At 61.2% G+C, this 20,320-nt stretch carries 1 protein-coding gene; it reads left to right on the forward strand.

Features of this window, described 5'->3' with window-relative positions:
* Window positions 1-31: 31 nt before the first annotated feature.
* The gene (locus GCN78_RS18280) at window positions 32-20,302 is read left to right on the forward strand and encodes a hemagglutinin repeat-containing protein (protein ID WP_152252963.1); all 20,271 of its coding nucleotides are present in this window, start codon (window positions 32-34) and stop codon (window positions 20,300-20,302) included.
* The last annotated feature ends 18 nt before the right edge of the window (window positions 20,303-20,320 follow it).

The raw sequence follows: 20,320 nt of genomic DNA on the forward strand, positions 1-20,320 counted from the left end.
TTCCCTGTATTTGGCCGCTATTAGGACTTTCATGAACAAGAACCTGTACCGCATCATCTTCAACAAACGCCGTGGCCAATTGATGGTCGTCGCCGAAAATGCTTCGTCGCAAGGCAAGGCTGCCAAGGGGGAGGGAGGCCTGGACAGTGGTGTCTTTGGCGGTGATGGCGGTGGCGGGGTCAATGCCAAATTGCGGCCCCTGGCCTTGGCGATATTTGGCGCGCTGGGCATGGTGAGTTTTGTCGCTGGCCCGGCCATGGGACAGATCGTGGCGGATCCGAACGCGCCGGGCCGCCAGCGTCCGACCGTGGTGCAAAGCGCGAACGGCGTGACGCAGGTCAACATCCAGACGCCGAGCGCAGCGGGCGTGTCGCGCAATACCTACAGCCAGTTCGACGTGACGGCGAATGGTGCCATCCTGAACAATAGCCGCGGCAATGTGCAGACGCAGACGGGCGGCTGGGTGCAAGGCAATCCATGGCTGGCCGGCGGCAGCGCGCGCGTGATATTGAACGAAGTCAACTCGGCCAACCCGAGCCAGCTGCGCGGTTATGTCGAGGTGGCCGGGCAGCGGGCCGAGGTCGTCATCGCCAACCCGGCCGGCGTGGCCATCGACGGCGGCGGTTTCATCAATGCCAGCCGGGTCACGCTGACGACGGGCACGCCTATCCTCAACGGCGGCAGCCTGGACGGTTACATGGTGCAGCGCGGCGTGGTCAGCATCAACGGACGGGGACTGGACACGTCGCTGAGCGACTACACGGCCATCCTGGCGCGCGCCGCACAGATCAACGGCGGCATCTGGGCGCAGGAATTGAAAGTGGTGACGGGGACGAACCAGATCGATGCGGCGCATGGCGTAGCGGGCGGTATTGCTGGCGTGGGGCCGGCACCGGCCTACGCGCTGGACGTGGCACAGCTGGGCGGCATGTACGCGGGCAAGATCACCCTGATCGGCACGGAAGCGGGCCTGGGCGTGCGCAATGCGGGTGTCTTAGCGGCCACGGCGGGTAATCTGGTGCTGCAATCGAATGGCTGGCTGAGCAACAGCGGCAATATCCAGTCCGCCGGCAGCGGCAGCCAGACGAGCATTGCCGTCACGGGCGACGTGGCCAACAGCGGCACCGTGTATGCGGGCGGCGACAGCCAGGTGCAGGCGCAGGGCAACATTGCCAACAGCGGCGTGATCGCGGCCCAGGGCAATGCCAAGGTGCATGCCACGGGGGCGGCGGCGCGCATCGATGCCACTGCCGGCTCGGTGCTGGCGGCTGGCTTGAATCTGGACAATACCTTGGCCGCCAGCGGCAAGCTGAGCGTTTCTGCTGGGGACATCATTGCCGTGCACGGCACGGCCGTGGCTGGCGGCGACAGCAGCCTGGCGGCGCGCCAGCTGGACCTTGCTGGCGCGCAAGTTTCGGGTGGGAATGTCAGTCTGGGTGCCAGCGCGGGCGACCTCGATGCCAGCCGCGCGCAGGTCACTGCCCGTGACCGCCTGCAACTGGACGCGGCGCACACCGTGCGCAGCGATGCGGCGCAGTTGACTGGCCAGCAGCTGGGCGTGAACGCGCACGACTTGTCGAACGTGGGCGGCCAGATCATGCAACTGGGCAACGGTGATCTGGCCATCCGCTTGCCGGGTGCACTGGACAATACGCGCGGCGTCATCGCCACGAATAGCCAGGCCCTGCGTCTGCATGCTGCCAGCCTGAGCAATCAGGATGGGCAAATCCAGCATGCGGGTACGGGCGCGCTGGAGATCGGCGCAGCGCAAGTCAACTTGCAGCGCGGCAGCATCCTCAGCAATGGCGCCATGGCGCTCACGGGCGAGCACATCGACCACCGCGCTGCGCGCACGGTGGCGGGGCAGCTCAGCATCGACGCCGCTACCCTGGATAACCGGGGGGGCAGCCTGGCGCAGAGCGGCCAGGGCGCGACCGGCGTGCACGTGCGCGGCGGATTGGACAACCGCGGTGGCGCGCTGGAAAGCAATGGCGCTTTGAGCGTGCAGGCGGGGAATGTACAAAATCAGAAGGGCCGTATCGTCTCGGGCACGGATGTGGCGCTGTCGACAGGCGCGCTGGACAATACCGAGGCGACCCTGGCGGCGGGTCGCACATTGCGCCTCGACAGCGGCGACGTCGACAATACGCGCGGCCAGATCCAGGCAGTGGCGGGCGATGCGGCCTTGACGGTGGCAAAGCTGAACAATACGGCCGGCAGCGTGTTTGCCGGTGGCAACCTTGCCACCCGGGCCAGTGAAGTGCTCAATAGCGGCAACCTGTATGCGGCCGGCAGCCAGGCGCTGCAGGTGAGCGGCGCCGTCAGCAACAGCGGCGTCATTGCCGCGCAAGGCGATAACCGCATCGACGCCAACCGCATCGACAGCACGGCCGGCAGCTTGCTGGGCGCCGGCATCCGCGCCGACGGCAGCCTGGCCGGCAGCGGCCAGTTGCAACTGACGGCCACGCAAGCGATCGCGGCCCACGGCCAGAACCTGGCCGCCGGCAAGACCAGCATGCACGCAGCGGCCATCGACCTGAGCGGCAGCCAGACGGGCGGCGCGGCCATCGAGTTGCATGCTGGTACTGGCAATATCGTCACCGATAACGCACTGGTGACGACCACGGGCCTGCTGTCCGTGGCGGCGGCCGGCAGCGGCCAGGCCCTGTCGAACGTGCGCGGCACCCTGAGCGCGGGCCAGTTGGATATCACAACGGGATCGCTCGACAACCGCGGCGGCACCTTGATCCAGACGGGCACTGGCGACACGGTATTAACAGGCAGCACCCTGGACAACACGGGCGGACGCATCGCCGTCAACAGCGCCAAGCTGGCGCTGACTGCGGAAACTGTGACTAACCGCGACGGCAGCATCGAACACGCGGGCACGGGCAGCCTGAGCATCGACGCGGTGCGTTTCGATGACGAGCGCGGCAAGGTGACGGGCAATGGCCTGGTTGATATCCAGGCGGAAACGATCGATCACCGTCATGCCGTCACGTCCGGGCAGCAGGTAACAGTGCAGGCCGACAATCTGGACAACCGCGACGGCACCCTGCAGCAGACGGGACCAGGACAGATGCGCGTGGACGTGGCGCAGACCCTGGACAATACGCGTGGCAACATCGCCGGCAATGGCGGCGTGCAAGTGCAAGCTAGTGTGCTGGACAACAGCAAGGGCCGTATCACGTCCGCTGCCTCGGCAGATATCACCAGCAAGGGCGCGCTGACCAATACGGACGGCGTGATTGCTGCGACTGCCGACTTGCATGTGGCAGGTGTAAATATTGACAACACGCATGGCGTATTGCAGGCGGACAATTTACGTCTGGACGCGGCGACCTTGCTGAACCAGCAAGGCACGGTCAGCGCCGGTTCGGACCTGACGGCGCGCCTCAGCGCAGACTTGAGCAACACCGGTCTGCTGTACGCGGGCCGCAACCAGCAACTGACGGTGGGCGGTGTGCTGAACAACAGCGGTTCCATCGCCTCCGTTGGTAGCACCACTATATCTGCTGCAAAGGTCACCAGCAGCGGCTTGCTCGGCGCCGGCGTGAAAGCGGACGGCAGCTTGGGCGTGGCGGGCGATCTCAGCATCAACGCCGATGGCCTCTTGCAAGCAAGCGGCCAGAACCTGGCGGCGGGCAGCGCCGTGCTGGCGGGCGACAATGTGGACTTGTCGGGCAGCCAGACGGGGGCAAGCAACATCGCCATCACCGCGCGCAGCGGCGACGTATTGACGAACAAGGCCGTGATTTCCGCCAGCAATCTGCTGGCTATTACCGCCAATGCGGCCAATGGCCAAGCCCTGGTGAACAGCCAGGGCCAGCTGGTAGGTGGGCAGTTGCAGCTGAACGTGGCGAATGTGAACAACGCCAGCGGCGAGATCGTGCAGACGGGCACTGGCGACACCGTCATCACCACCGGCAAGCTGGACAGCACGGCCGGACGCATCGCCGTGAACAGCGCCAACCTGGCTTTGAACGCGACGGTCTTGACGAACATCAATGGCAAACTGGAACACGCGGGTGCGGGCGTTCTGGCCATTAACGCAGGTCAGTTCAACAACCAGTACGGCAAGATCACGGGCAATGGCAAGCTTGACATCACTGCCGCCGCCATCGACCACCGCAATGCGACGACGGTGGCCAATCAGCTGACCGTCAACGCCGGCAGCCTGGACAACCGCGCCGGCAGCCTGGCGCAAACGGGTACAGGTTTGATGAGCCTCAATGCCGCCGGCTCGCTGGACAACACGGGCGGCAAGATCGAGGGCAATGGCGATGCGCTGGTGAAGGCAAACACTTTGCTGAACAACACTGGCCGCATCGTGACGGCGCAGGATGCCACGTTGAATGTAGATCGTCTGGACAATACGGAAGGGATCGTGGCCGCCGGGCGCAACCTGGCATTGAGCGGTGCTGACATCGACAATACCAAGGGCCAGTTGCAAGCCGTGGCCGGTAACGCTACCTTGACCGTGGCGAACTTGAATAATGCGGCAGGCAACGTGTTTGCCGGCGGCAATCTGACCACCACGCTCGACACTTTGAGCAACACGGGCAGCCTGTATGCGGCCGGAAATCAATCCCTGACCTCAACAGGCGCCATCGTCAACACGGGCGTCATCGCGGCGCAGGGCAACACCAGTCTGACAGCCAATCTCCTCGACAGCAGTGCAAGCAGTCTGATCGGCGCCGGTATCCAGGCCGATGGCAAGCTGGGCACGTCTGGCGACCTGGCGATCAGCACCGCGCAAGCGCTGAATGCACACGGCCAAGTGCTGGCGGCAGGCAATGCCAATCTGACAGGTGCCACGCTCGACATCAGTGGCAGCCAGGCCAGCGCGGCCAACATCGGCCTGACGGCAACCCAGGGCGAGGTCAGCACGAACAAGGCCGTGGTGACGACGCCGGGCACGTTGAACGTGACGACCAGCGCCACGTTGCACAACACGGACGGTACTTTGCAGGCGGCCCAGCTCGACCTGCATGTGGCAAACCTGGACAACGCCAAAGGTACGTTGCTGCAAACGGGTACGGGTAACGCCGTCATCCAGACCGGCAATCTGGACAACACGGCTGGCCGCATCGCCGTCAACAGCGACAAGCTGGCCCTCGATGCGACTACGCTGACGAACCGCGATGGCAAGATCGAGCATGCGGGAACCGGCATCCTGTCTGTGCAGGCAGGTGTGCTGGACAACAGCAAGGGCCGTATCACATCCGCCGCGGCGGCCGGCATCGTCAGCAAAGGTGTACTGAACAATACCGATGGCGTGATGGCAGCGATTGCCGACTTGCAGGTGGGCGGTATTGCACTGGATAACACCCGAGGTATATTGCAAGCGGACAATTTACGTCTGGATGCCGCTACCTTGCTGAACCAGCAAGGCACGCTCAGCGCCGGCACGGACTTGACGGCGAAAGTGAGCGGTGACCTGAACAACGCTGGCCTGCTGTACGCGGGCCGCAACCAGCAATGGACGGTGGGCGGCGTGCTGAATAACACGGGGTCGATCGCCTCCGTCAACAACACCCATATTACCGCTGGCAAAGTGACCAGCAGCGGCTTGCTGGGTGCTGGCATCAAGGCGGACGGTAGCTTGGGCACGGCAGGCGATCTGACCATCCATGCCGATGGCGTGTTGCAAGCGAGCGGGCAGAACCTGGCGGCGGGCAGCGCTCAGTTGAAAGGTGGATCGGTCGATTTGTCGGGTAGCCAGACTGGCGCGGTGAATATCGCCATCATGGTAAATATTGGCGATGTAGTGACGAACAAGGCGGTGATTTCCGCCAGCAACGTGCTGGCCATCACGGCCAACGCGCATAACGCGCAGTCACTGGTAAATACGCAGGGCCAGCTGGTGGCCGGCCAGTTGCAACTGAACGTGGCCAACCTGAACAACGCCAGCGGCGACATCGTGCAAACGGGCACCGGCGATACAACCATTACCACAGGAAAACTCGACAACACGGCGGGTCGTATCGCCGTCAACAGCGCGAACCTGGCTTTGAACGCCACGGTATTGACGAACATCAATGGCAAGCTGGAGCACGCAGGCGCCGGCATCCTGGCCATCAACGCGGGCCAGTTCAACAATCAGTTCAGCAAGATTACGGGTAATGGCAAGCTCGACATCACGGCGACTAGCTTGGATCACCGCAATGCCACGACCATCGCGAACCAGCTGACGGTCAATGCGGGCACGCTGGACAACCGCAGCGGCAGCCTGGCGCAAACGGGTACAGGTTTGATGAACGTCAATGCGACTGGTTTGTTGGACAATACGGGCGGCAAGATCGAAGGCAATGGCGATGCGCTGGTAAAGGCCACTACCTTGCTGAACAACAAGGGCCGCATCGTGGCGGCGCAGGATGCCGCGTTGAACGTCGGTAGCCTGGACAATACGGATGGTACGGTGGCTGCCGGCCGCAACCTGGCATTGAGCGGTGCTGACATCGACAATACCAAGGGCCAGTTACAGGCCGTGGCGGGCGATGCGACCTTGAATGTTGCGACCTTGAATAATACGACAGGCAGCGTGTTCGCTGGCGGTAACCTCAGCGCTACGCTCGATACCTTGAATAACAGCGGAAGCCTGTATGCGGCTGGTAACCAGACCTTGACCGCCAGCGGCACCATCATTAACACGGGCGTGATCGCGGCACAAGGCAACACCAGCCTCACGGCAAAGATCCTCGACAGCAGCGCAAGCAGCCTCATCGGCGCCGGCATGCAGGCCGATGGCAAGCTGGGTACGGCTGGTGACTTGACCATCAACACCGCGCAAACGCTGGCTGCACACGGCCAGAATCTGGCGGCGGGCAAGGCGACCCTGACAGGCGCCAGCATCGACATCGGCGGCAGCCAGACCAGCGCGACGAACATCGGCCTGACGGCCACTCAGGGCGATGTTGCCACGAACAAGGCCGTGGTGATGACGCCAGGCACATTGAACATCACGAGCAATGCCGCCCTGCACAACACGGAAGGCACCTTGCAGGCGGGTCAATTCGACTTGCATGTGGGCAATCTGGACAACGCCAAGGGCACTCTCTTGCAAACGGGCACGGGCGATACCGTCATCCAGACGGGCAATCTTGACAACACGGCTGGCCGCATCGCCGTCAACAGCACGAACTTGAATATCGATGCCGCCAAGGTCACGAACCAGGATGGCAAGATCGAGCATGCGGGCACGGGGACGCTGAATGTGCAGGCGGGTGTGCTGGACAACAACAAGGGCCGCATCACGTCGGCGGCAGCAGCTTCTGTCATCAGCAAAGGTGTGCTGAACAATACGGATGGCGTGATCGCCGCCACCACCAATCTGCAGGTTGGCGGCACTGCACTGGACAACACGCGCGGCGTCTTGCAGGCGGACAATTTACATCTTGAGGTGGCGGCCTTGCTGAACCAGCAGGGGACAGTGAGCGCTGGCATGGACCTGACGGCGAAAGTGAGTGGTGATTTGAATAACGCTGGCCTGCTGTATGCGGGCCGCAACCAGCAACTGACGGTGGGTGGTTTGCTGAACAATAGCGGGTCGATTGCCTCCGTGAATAACACGACGATTACCGCTGGCAAAGTGACCAGCAGCGGCTTGCTGGGCGCCGGTGTGAAAGCGGATGGGAGCCTGGGTACGGCAGGCGATCTGACCATCCATGCCGATGGCGTGTTGCAAGCGAGCGGGCAGAACCTGGCAGCGGGCAGCGCTCAGTTGAAAGGTGCATCGGTCGATTTGTCGGGTAGCCAGACTGGCGCAACGAATATCGCCATCACGGCAAATACTGGCGATGTCGTGACGAACAAGGCGGTGATTTCCGCCAGCAACGTGCTGGCCATCACGGCCAACGCGCATAACGCGCAGTCACTGGTAAATACGCAGGGCCAGCTGGTGGCCGGCCAGTTGCAACTGAACGTGGTCAACCTGAACAACGCCAGCGGGGAGATCGTGCAGACGGGCACGGGCGACACCGTCATCACCACCGGCAAGCTGGACAATACGGCAGGCCGCATCGCCGTCAACAGCGCGAACCTGGCCTTGAACGCCTCCGTCTTGACCAATATCAATGGCAAGCTGGAACACGCGGGCGCGGGCATCCTGGCTATCAACGCGGGCCAGTTCAACAACCAGTTCGGCAAGATTACGGGCAACGGTAAAGTGGACCTCACCGCTGCGACCTTGGACCACCGCAATGCCACCACCGTGGCCAATCAGCTGACGGTGAACGCGGGCAGCCTGGACAACCGTGCCGGCAGCCTGGCGCAAGCGGGTACAGGTTTGATGAATGTCAATGCGACTGGTTTGCTGGACAACACGGGCGGCAATATCGAAGGCAATGGCGATGCTCTGGTGAAAGCAGGTACGTTGTTGAACAACAAGGGCCGCATCGTGGCGGCACAGGATGCCAAGTTGAACATCGGTAGCCTGGATAACACGGAAGGCACGGTGGCGGCGGGGCGCAATCTGGCATTGACCGGTGGCGATATCGACAATACCAAGGGTCAGTTGCAGGCCGTGGCGGGCGATGCGACCTTGAAGGTTGGCAAGCTGAACAACAACGCGGGCAGCGTGTTTGCCGGCGGCAACCTGAACGCTACGCTCGACACCTTGAACAACAGCGGCAGCCTGTATGCGGCCGGCAATCAAACCTTGACCGCCAGCGGCGCCATCGTGAACACGGGCGTGATCGCGGCGCAAGGCAACAACAGCCTCACGGCGAAAAGCCTCGATAGCAGCGCAAGTAGCCTGATCGGCGCCGGTATGCAGGCCGATGGCAAGCTGGGCACGGCTGGCGACTTGACGATCAGCACAACACAAACGCTGGCCGCGCACGGCCAGAACCTGGCGGCGGGCAATGCCAATCTGACAGGTGCCAGCATCGACATCGGCGGCAGCCAGACCAGCGCGACGAACATCGGCCTGACGGCAACAACGGGCGATGTCAGCACGAACAAGGCGGTGGTGTCGACACCAGGCGCGCTCAACATCACGACGAGCGCCAACCTGCACAACGCGGAAGGCACATTGCAGGCGGGCCAGCTCGACTTGCATGTGGGCAACTTGGACAACACCAAGGGTAGCGTCATCCAGACGGGCACGGGCGATACCGTTATTCAGACGGGCAATCTCGACAACAGCGCGGGGCGCATCGCCGTCAATAGCGCCAATCTGGCCCTGGGCGCGGCCACCTTGACGAATGCGGGCGGTAAGATCGAGCATGCGGGTGCTGGCACCCTGGCCATCACGGCAGCAAACTTGCAGGGGGCCGGCGGCAGTATCATCGGCAATGGCGCCGTCGATCTGAAGGCAGGCTTGTTCGACCACGCCAACGCCACCACCACGGGACGGTCCCTGAACGTGCAGGCCGAGAGCCTGAGCAACCGGGGCGGCCATCTGCTGCAGACGGGCGCGGGCGGCATGACGGTGGCCGTCACCGGCCAACTGGACAATTCAAATGGCGAAATCGTTGGCAACGGCACCTTGTCGGTGCAGACCGGCAGCCTGGACAACAGCAAGGGCAAGATCACCTCGGCCACGTCCGCCGACATCGCCAGCACTGGCGCGCTCGTCAATACCGATGGCGTGATCGCGGCGGCAACCGATTTGCACTTGGGCGGCGCCATCGACAATACGCGCGGCTTGCTGCAGGCGGGGACCGGCGCCTTGCGCCTGGATGCGGCCAGCCTGCGCAATGCGCAGGGCACGCTCAGCGCGGCCACGGATATCACCGCCAAAGTCGTCGGTGATGTGCTGAACGCTGGCGTGTTGTATGCGGGGCGCAACCAGACTCTGGATATCGGCGGCTTGCTCAGCAATACAGGCTCGCTGGCAGCCCTCGGCAATACGACGATCACGGCGGGCAGTCTGAGCGGTAATGGATTGCTGGCGGCAGGCATGCGCGCCGATGGCAGCTTTGCCGCGGCCGGTGACCTGACCGTGACGGCCCGTGGCGCCTTGCAGGCTGGTGGCCAGAACATGGCGGCCGGCCAGCTGCAGCTGACGGGCGCATCGATCGACGCGGGCGGCAGCCAGATCAGCGCGGCGAATATCGGCTTGACGGCCTTGACGGGCAATGTGACGAGCAGCAAGGCGGTCGTGTCGACGAATGGTTTGCTGGCTATCACGGCGAATGCGGCCAATGGGCAGGCATTGATCAACCAGGGCGGAAGTCTGAGTGCGGGGCAACTGTCCCTGCGCATGGCCAACCTGGACAACGCCAAAGGCATCTTGATACAGACGGGTGCTGGCGACACGGTCATCGAAACAGGCAAGCTGGACAATACGGGCGGGCGCATCGCCGTCAACAGCGCCAACCTGCGCCTGCAGGCGGGCGACTTGACGAATATCGACGGCAAGATCGAGCATGCCGGCAAGGGCGTGCTGGACATCCGCGCCACGAATCTGTACGGCCAGCGGGGCCAGCTGACGGGCAATGGCGCGCTGCAGGTGGCGGCAGCTTACATCGATCACCGCAATGCCAGCTTGCTGGCGCAGCAGGTGGGCGTGTCTGCCGGCAGCCTGGACAATCGCGAGGGGCAGATCACGCAGCTGGGCACGAGCGCGGCGACAGTGCTGGCCAGTACGCGCCTGGACAATAGCGGCGGCAAGATCGAGGCGAATGGCAATGTGCGCGTGGAAACGGGCGAGTTGCTCAATGAGCATGGCCGTATTGCTTCTGCACAAGATGTCAATGTGGCAGCAACGGGCAAGCTGGACAATACTAGCGGCGTGATCATTGCCGGGCGCGACCTGACGCTGGCTGGCGGCAAGGTAGACAATACCCTGGGCCAGTTGCAGGCGGCAGGCGGCAATGCGCAATTGACGATGGACGAGCTGCTCAATGCGCAAGGCAGCCTCGTTGCCAGCGGCAATCTGACGACGACGGCGGGCAGCGTGCGCAACAGCGGCAGCCTGTTTGCCGGCACAGAACAAACGCTCACCGTGACGGGCGCGCTGGAAAATGCCGGCGTGATCCTGGCCCAGGGCAACAACACGATCAGTGCCAACAGCGTCAACAGCGGCGCGGCCAGCCTGATCGGCGCGGGTGTGAAAGCCGATGGCAGCCTGCAGACGAGCGGCAATCTGCAAATCACGGCGCAGCAGGCATTGGGAGCGCATGGGCAAGTGTTGGCGGCAGGCAATGCCGTCCTGCGCGGCGGCAGCGTCGACCTCGGCGGCAGCCGCAGCAGCGCTGGCAATATCAGCCTGACGGCGACAAGCGGTGATGTCAGCACCAGTGGCGCCGTGGTCACTACGCCCGGCGCCTTGACGATTACATCTGGACAGGCAAGCTGGAACAACCAGCGCGGCGACATCAGCGCCGGCCAACTTGCCGTCACAGCCGGCAACCTGAACAACCAGCAAGGCAGCATCGTACAGACGGGTGCCGGCAATACGGCCATCGACTTGACATCGCCAGCAGGCGTGCTGGACAACACGGGCGGGCGCATCGCCGTCAACAGCGCCAACCTGGGCCTGAAAGCGGGTACGCTGACGAATACGGATGGCAAGATCGAACATGCGGGCAGCGGCACCTTGAGTCTGCAGGCCGCGCAGTTGAACGACCAGCGCGGACAGATCACGGGCAATGGCGCGCTGGTCGTCACGGCCGGCGCCATCGACCACCGCAACGCCAGCACCATCGCGCAGCAAGTGAGCGTGACGGGCACGATCCTGGACAATGCGGGCGGCAACCTGACGCAGCTGGGCAAGGGCGATACCAGCATTCAATTGACGACCAGCCTGGACAACCGCGGCGGCACGATTGCCAGCAACGGCAACACGACGATTGTTGCACCGACCCTCAACAATCAGGGCGGCAAGCTGCAGGCGGCCGGCACGGCCAACCTGACGCTGACGGCAAACAACGTGCTCGACAACCGCCATGGCGGCGTCATCGCCGGCGGCGGCAATGTCGTGCTGGGTGCCGGAAATCTGCTAAACCAGGGCGGCAGCGCCACGGCGGGCGGGCAGCTGACGGCAAATGTGGTGCAGGCATTGAACAATGCGGGCGGCTTGCTGGCCGCCACGGGCAATATGACCGTGAACGCGGCCAGCGTCGACAACAGCGCCGGGGGTAAGTTGGCCTCGGTACAAGGCCTGTTGGCGGTCACGTCCACGGGCGCCACCGTCAACAATGGCGGCACTCTGCAAGCGGGCGGCGATATCATCCTGCGCAATGGCGGTCTGTGGAACGGGCAGGGCACCATTGCGGGCGCGAATGTCACGCTCGACACGCACGGCCAGGTTTTCAACAATACGCAGGGCACGCTGGCGGGCGCAGGCACCGTCAACTTGCAGACGGGCATCCTGGACAACGATGGCGGCTTGCTGCAGTCGGGCGGCGCCATGACCATCGACACGCACGGTAATGCCTTGCTCAACACCAATGCGGGCGCGTACGCGGTGCGCCATCCGGGCAGCGCGGGCGGCATCAGCAGCGGCGCAGGATTGACCCTGCAAACGGGCAGCTGGAACAATGCGGGCGGCTATCTGGGCGCGGCCGGCAACATCACGGGCAGCGTGGGCCAGCTGGATAACCGTGGCGGCCAGCTCGTCGGCAAGTCGGCGCTGGACCTGGCCCTGAGCGGCTTGCAAAACCAGGGCGGGCAAATCCAGGTGCTGGGCAATATTGGCTTGAACGCGGGTGGCGGCAGTATCAACAACCAGCAAGGCTTGATCCGCTCCGGCGCGGCCGTCACGGTGACGGGCGGCACCATTGACAATGCCAGCACCCTGGGCGCGAACCAGGGCATCGAAGGCATCCATGTGACCCTGAACAGTGTCAATGTCAGCAATGTGCAGGGCGCGGTGCGCGCCGATGGCAACCTGGCGATCAACAGTGCAGGCATTATCAACAACACACTGGGCATGCTCAGCGCCGGCAGCACGCTGGCGCTGCAGGACACCGGCCCTGGCCGGGGACTGGCCGTGACCAACTCGGGCGGCACCATCATCGGCGGCCAGCGCACCGACATCCGCGCGGGCAGCTTGAGCGGCGATGGCAAGGTGTTATCGCAGAAGGATATGGCGCTGGACCTGGCCGGCAACTTTACGCTGAACGCAGGCGCCGAGATCATGGCCAACGGTAATGCGGATATCACCATCGGCGGACAGCTGGCCAATGCCGGGAAAATCCAGGCGCTCAGCATGCTGACCCTGGGCGCTGCGAATTTCGATAACACAGTCACGGGCGACATCAACGCGGGCACAACGCGCGTCAACGTCGGCGGCGTACTGAACAATCGCGGCGTGATCGATGGCATCAGCACACAACTGAACGTCGGCACGCTGAACAACGTCGGCACGGGCCGCATCTATGGCGACCATCTGAGCATAGCCGGCGGCACCGTCAACAATGACGTGGGAGGCGGCGTGGCGGCCACCATCGCCGCACGCGAGCGGCTCGATATCGGCGTGACGACACTCAACAACCGCGAACACGGCCTGATCTTCAGCGGTGGCGACATGGCCATCGGCGGCTACCTGGACGGCAACCGTATCGCCACAGGCTGGGCGGGAGCGGTGACGAATGCCAGCGCGACGATCGAGGCGTTGGGGAGCTTGAACCTGGGCGCGAGTCAGGTGAATGTGCTCAATAACCATCTGGTTTTTGAGGAAGGGCGGATGACGACGGAGAATATATCTGAGTATCAACCAGATGGGAGCGATATCACGTATGCAGAGGGTACTCCAGGCGTGATTCTGGATCGTATTGGTTACAACGATCCCAGCGACCTTTCTATATCGTTGGTGACACCTGGTGATATCTATCATCAAAATTTTATCAAGCGTGAAGTAATTCGTACAACCTATGAGAGCGTTGTCGTTAGTTCCGATCCAGGGAGAATTATTGCAAGCAATAATTTAAAAATTAGCTCAGGTTCGATTGTAAATGACAATAGTCATATTATTGCCGGTGGGACATTGGATATAGATCGGGCGATTCTTAATAATAAGACAACCAAGGGGGAGAAAGTTGTACATGAAAAAGGAAAAATAACCCGCTACCGTGTGAATAATAACCCTGGTTTGCTTCAGACGGGGATAAGCATCCGGCCCGTTGACATGACCAGGACTATTCCAGCCAGTTCTGTCAGTACGTCGCGCAATGAAGGAAATGCCAATACCGGCGGCCAGGGCACAAAACCAGGCAGTGCCGTCAAAAACGGCGTTGGTGGTGCGGCGGAACGCATAGGCGGTGCGGAAACGCAGGTGCGCACTTCGGCTTTTTCTACGGAGGCAACAGAAATCCGGAAAGCCGATGTCAGCGGTCAAGAAACTAATCGTGTCGATGGCGGCAGTGTTGTCCAAAAGACTGACCGTGCTGGCAATCCCGTCACCGATGCGGCTGTTGGCGTCACGCCAGGCAGCAAGCTTGATGGCGCGACAGGCATCGCTGCAGATACAGGGACATCACTGAACCACGTGTCGACAGGCGCGGCAGGTAGCGTTGCCGCACAGGGCGCCGCCACGGTGTCGGGCGCTCACGGTGCGACGGGCAGCACGCGTACGGGCGATGCGGCCCGTACTGTTGCCGTTGACACGGTTTCCGGCGCGCACGTTGATGCGGCCAGCGGCGCTGGCCAGCATGGCGCAGGCGTTGATGCGGCCTTGCTGTCTCGCTCGTCTGTGGGGGCGGTCACGGCCGTGTCGGGCGGCAAGGGGCCGGGCGGCGCGGCCCATGGTGGCGTCCTTGGCCAAGCTGGAGAGCTTGGGGCGGTGAATGCTGCCCAGTTGAGTGGCATTGCCGGCAGCCACGCCAGCTCGCATACAGGCCTTGGTCCCGTAGCCGGGGCCGGCATTGCGGCAGATCAAGTGCAGGGCAAGGGCGGACCAGGCGGTATTGCCGATGCCGCCAAGCTTGGCCGGGCCGGCGAAATTGCAACGCTGGCGTCGACTGCGCTGGCGGGTGTCAACGGCGCGCAAGCAAGCGCCGGAACCGGATTAAACCCGCTGAAAGACGTGGCTATTGCAGCCTCGACAGGCAGCGCGGCATACGCAGGTGCTGTCGGTGGAATAGGGCAGGTGCGCATGAATGGCATTACCCAGGTGAAACTGGGCAATCCATCCACGCGCGCACAAGTGGTGCGGACCACGGGTTCATCGCTGCAGATTCCGAACGCCAGCCTGTATAAAGTGAGCTCTGCGCCATCATCCCGCTATCTGGTGGAAACGGATCCGCGCTTTGCCAGTTATCGGGAGTGGACGGGTTCCGATTATCTGCTCAAGCAGGTGAAAAACGATCCCTCCGTGACGCAAAAGCGCCTGGGCGACGGTTTCTACGAGCAACGCCTGGTGCGCGAGCAAGTCGCAGAGCTGACGGGGCAGCGTTTCGTCGGCGATTACACCAGTGACGAACAGCAGTACAAGGCACTGATGGATCAAGGTGTCGCGTTTGCCAAGCAATGGGACCTTCGTCCCGGTATTGCGCTGACAGCGGAGCAAATGGCGGGGCTGACCAGCGATATCGTCTGGCTGGTGGAACAGGACGTCGTGCTGGCCGACGGCAGCACGCAAAAAGTGCTGGCGCCGCAAGTGTATGTGCGCGTGCGTGAGGGCGATATCGATGGCCAGGGCGGATTGTTGGCCGGCAAGGAGGTCAATCTGAATCTAGAAGGCGATTTGACCAATAGCGGCACGATTGCCGGACGCACGATCGTCAAGCTGAATGCGGAAAATATCGACAACCTGGGCGGGCGCATCACTGGCGATGCCATTTCCGCCCATGCCAGGAGGGACCTGAATAACATCAGCGGCACCATTTCCGCCAATAGCGAGCTGCAAGTCAGTGCGGGCCGGGATATCAACGTGAAGACCTCCACACTGACGTCCAGCAGCGAGAGCGGGAGAAACAGCTTTAGTAGCACCAATCTGGACCGTCTAGCCGGATTGTATGTCACTGGCAATGGCACAGCTGACAGTGGCAACTTACTGGTTTCCGCTGGGCGCGACGTCAACGTCACAGGTGCATCCATAGTCAATACTGCTGCTGGCGGCGGTGTGGGTATCGCGGCTGGCCGTGATATCGCCATCACGACGGTGAGTAGCGGCAACGACCAACGACTGTACGACTATAAGGATAGGAATGCGAGCGGTTCGTCTGTCAAGGAAACCGGTAGCACTCTTTCATCGTCAGGTGATATTCGCCTGAGTGCTGGTGACAATATCCAGCTGAAAGCGGCAAATGTCCAGGCAGCGGAAACGTTGCAGTTGTCTGCGGAACGCAATATCGACATTTCTACGGCACGGGATACAGAAACGCGTCAAAGCTGGTATGGCAGTAGCTCGACCAGGACTACCAGCCAAGGCAGCGAGCTGGGTGGCAAGCAGGTTGTCATGCTGGCCGGCAATGATATTAATAATGCTGGCGGTCAGGTGATAGCAAGCGACAAGTTGATCGCCAGTGCCGGGCGCGACATCAATATCGTCACGACCACTGTCAGTAATGCCAGCAAGAAAGGGGTGGGCAACAGCGAAACCAGTACCGTCGTCGACAAGGTGGCGGGCCTGTATGTGACTGGCACGGGCGAAGGCAATACGCTGATCGCCCAGGCGGGGCGTGATCTGACGCTGACCGGCGGCGTCATCGCCAATGCCGGCGTGAATGGCCAGACTAGCCTGGTCGCAGGCAATAACCTGACCCTCAATACCGTCACCGTCGCGTCGACGCACGATGAAGTGCGCAACGCGGACAATTACCGCAAAGAAAGCAAGACGGGCGAAGTGGGGAGCCAGATCATCGGCGCCGGCAATGTCAATTTGCAGGCAGGAAATGATTTGCTGGCGCGCGCGGCCGATGTGCAGGCGGGCGGGGCGCTAGCATTGGTGGCGGGCAATGACATCAGCCTGCTCAATGGCGTGGCCACCGACAGCCTGGATGTGGCAAGCAAGGTCAAGAAGAGCGGTACTTTCTCCAGCAAAACGACGACCACGCACGATCTCGTGCAGACCAGCACGGCGCTGGGGACTTCATTGACGGGCAATACCGTCGATATCGTTGCCGGGCATGACCTGAAGGTGGCGGGTTCATCGGTACTTGCGCACGAGGCTGCCAATTTAATGGCAAAAAACGATATCAGTATCGAATCCGTCGGACTGGACGGCAAGGAGATTCACTCCAAGCAAGTCAAGAAGAGCGGTACCTTTGGCCTGAGCAAGTCGCTGACCAGCCAGGCCGACGATGGGCGCACCGTTACCCAGGCTGGCAGCGCCGTCAGTGGCGGCAGTGTGACGATGGTGGGCGGACGCGACGTCGCCATCAAGGGCAGCACGGTGGTGGCCGATGGCAATATTGACTTGACCGCCTTGCGCAACCTGAGCATCGTCAGTGCCGAGAATGACAAGGACACGACGTCGAGCAGCTACAGCAAGAAGTCCGGCTTTATCGGCAGCTTCACCCAGCCAGCTTTCGGCACGGTAAAAACCACCAGCGATGGCAAGAACACGGGCGTGGCGCAAGTGGGCAGCCAGATTGCCAGCCTGGGCGGCAATGTGTCGCTGCGCGCGGGCGAGACGTATACGCAGACGGCCAGCGAAGTACTAGCCACCGGCGCGGGTGCGAATGGCGGCTTGCCTGGCGATATCAGCATCGTGGGCAAGAATGTGCTGATCAAGGAGGCGTACAACAGCAATGCCAGCGAGCAGCACACGACCTTCAGCAAGGTGGCCCTTGGCGGCACGGTTAATGTGCCGATTGTCGATGCCGTAAAAAGCATCGGCAGCCTGGCAAAAGCAGCCGAACAAACGAAGGACTCGCGCATGCAGGCACTGGCGGCCGTGACTCTGGCATCGAAGGCCACGGATCTGGCTGGCATGGCTTCGAAGGGATTGACCAACACTGCTGGCATCAAGATCAGCGTCAGCCTGGGCAGCAGCAAGAGCGAAAGCGACATGCACCAGAGCAGCAGCACGGTGGTCGGCAGCGCGGTCAATGCTGCGGGCAACGTCAGCATCGTTGCGACCGGGGCAGGGGCGGACAGCGACTTGACGGTAGCTGGCAGCAAGATTGCTGCAGGCGGCAATCTTACCTTGTTCGCCGACGACAAGATCAACCTGCTTGCAGCACAAAATACGGCGACGCAAACGAGCAAGAACAGCAGCAGCGGTTCCAGCATCGGCGTCGGCTATACCTTCGGCGGCGCGCAGAATGGCTTCAGCCTCGATATTGCGGCCAACCAGGCGCGCGGCAAGGCCGATGGCACGGACAATTACTACACCAACACCTATGTGACAGCAGGCAAGACCGCGACCGTCATCAGTGGTGGCGACACGACCTTGCAAGGCGCGATCCTGGCGGCGGACGCGGTCAAGGGCGCCATCGGTGGCAACCTGAACATTATCAGTCTGCAGGATACGAGTACCTACGCCAGCAAGAGCAGCAGCGCGGGCTTCAACATGAGCTTGTGCATTCCCCCTGCCTGCTATGGCGCCAGCAGCATCGGCGGAAGCGTCTCGAAGAGCAAGGCCAAAGGTGACTTTGCCAGCGTCACGGAACAAAGCGGCATCAAGGCGGGCGACGGCGGCTTCCAGATCAACGTCGCCGGCAATACCGATTTGCAGGCCGGCGTGATTGCCAGCAGCGGCAAGGCCATCACAGATGGCAAGAACTCGCTGATCACGGGCACCTTGACGACGAGTGAGCTGCAAAACAAGGACCAGCATTCGGCGAGCGGGTTCAGTTTGAGCGGATCAGTCAGTGGAAAGTTAGGTGACCAGACTACGGCAAGCACTGCAAAAGATAAGGCTGCAGTGGGTGCGAAATCGGCGCCAGGGGGGACTGGAGGTATTGGTAACGTATCCGGTAGCCAGAGCAGTACGACAAACTCGGGCATCAGCGGCGGTACTATCCTGATCACGGATGCAGCTAAGCAGCAAGCACTGTCAGGCAAGACAGCGACGGAAATGCTGGTCGAACTCAACCGCGATGTGCGCAGCGATCAGGACCAAAGCGGGGCGCTGACGAAAAGTTGGGACGGTCGCGCACTTGATTCTGAAGTGCAATCGCAGATCAAGATTACTCAGGCATTCAATGACATATCCCCCAAATTGATTGCAAATTTTGCAGCATCGAAGTCTGAAAATCTGAGAGCAATGGCAGATGTGGAACGAGATCCAGAAAAACAATTGGAATTGATCAATTCCGCAAAACAATGGGAGGAGGGCGGCATCTATCGCACCGCATTACATAGTGTGAATGGCTTGCTTACAGGTGGCGTTGCAGGTGCATTGGGCGCCGGAGCTGTTGCCAATGCCGCAACTACGCTATCCGATTTGCAAAAAAATACCCAGCAAGCATTGGAGCAGCAGGGCCTATCTCCTGACGCTGCGAAGATGATTTCGCAAGGGATTGCTGAAGTCACAGCCAGCAGCATTGGTGCGTTAGTCGGCGGAGGAAGTGGGGCTAGCACGGCAATAGCAGCGGATACAAACAATCGTCAATTGCATGAAGATGCTTTGGCCAAAGAAAAGACTTTTGCTCGTAATTTGGCTGAAAAAGCCAACTTGCAGGGTCTAAGAAACTCTCAAGGTCAAGCGTACACCGCCTCTGATTTTGAAAATGCGTTACGGAGCGCCAATAATAAAAATCTGGGAGAAACCTGGCAAAGTAGCATGATAGTGGGGATTGATAAAAACACAAAAAGCACAGATTTGTACGACACAACTGGAATGGTTTTAACTGGAGATGGTAATGGCAACCATAAGATGGTGCAGACTGGATTGAGTTTGCCATCGAGAAATGTTATGGATTTCATTAAAAATAACGATGGTGGAAACTACAGCTGGGATAATTCTGCCCCTCCCCCCGTTACTTCACCGAAATTCGAGAACTTCTCGGTTCCTCCTGGCTGGAGTTATGGAGGGGCAGCGTCCTCTGGCATGGATACATTAAAAATGGGGATACCACTGCCAGACTATCTATCGCTTAGCGGATCAACCAAATATCTCAATTTTGGCGTATCCATTTCCATTAATTTACATAATGGGACAATTTATGCGGGCGGCTTTGTTCCTGATGCGGCTTCGAATGGAGCCACAGCGACTTTCGGGTATTTGCCGAGCAGCTATGAGTATAATAGAAGCCGTGAAGATAAAGCAAAAAGCACCGATAGCTTGATGACTGGAGCATCAGCAGGATTAAGTGGCTGTGCTTACGGAGCATGTCTTGGCATTAATCATGCAATAGGTGGGGAAACGGCGAAAGAAGTAGGCATCGGATTCGGCGGCATATCAAAAGTACCGGCCCCATCAATTAATGTCAATGTAGGAGCATCAGGCCCTATAAACCAATAATCGGCAGCTCCAGAATTC

The organism is Janthinobacterium rivuli, from assembly GCF_009208735.1.
GTDB lineage: Bacteria > Pseudomonadota > Gammaproteobacteria > Burkholderiales > Burkholderiaceae_D > Janthinobacterium.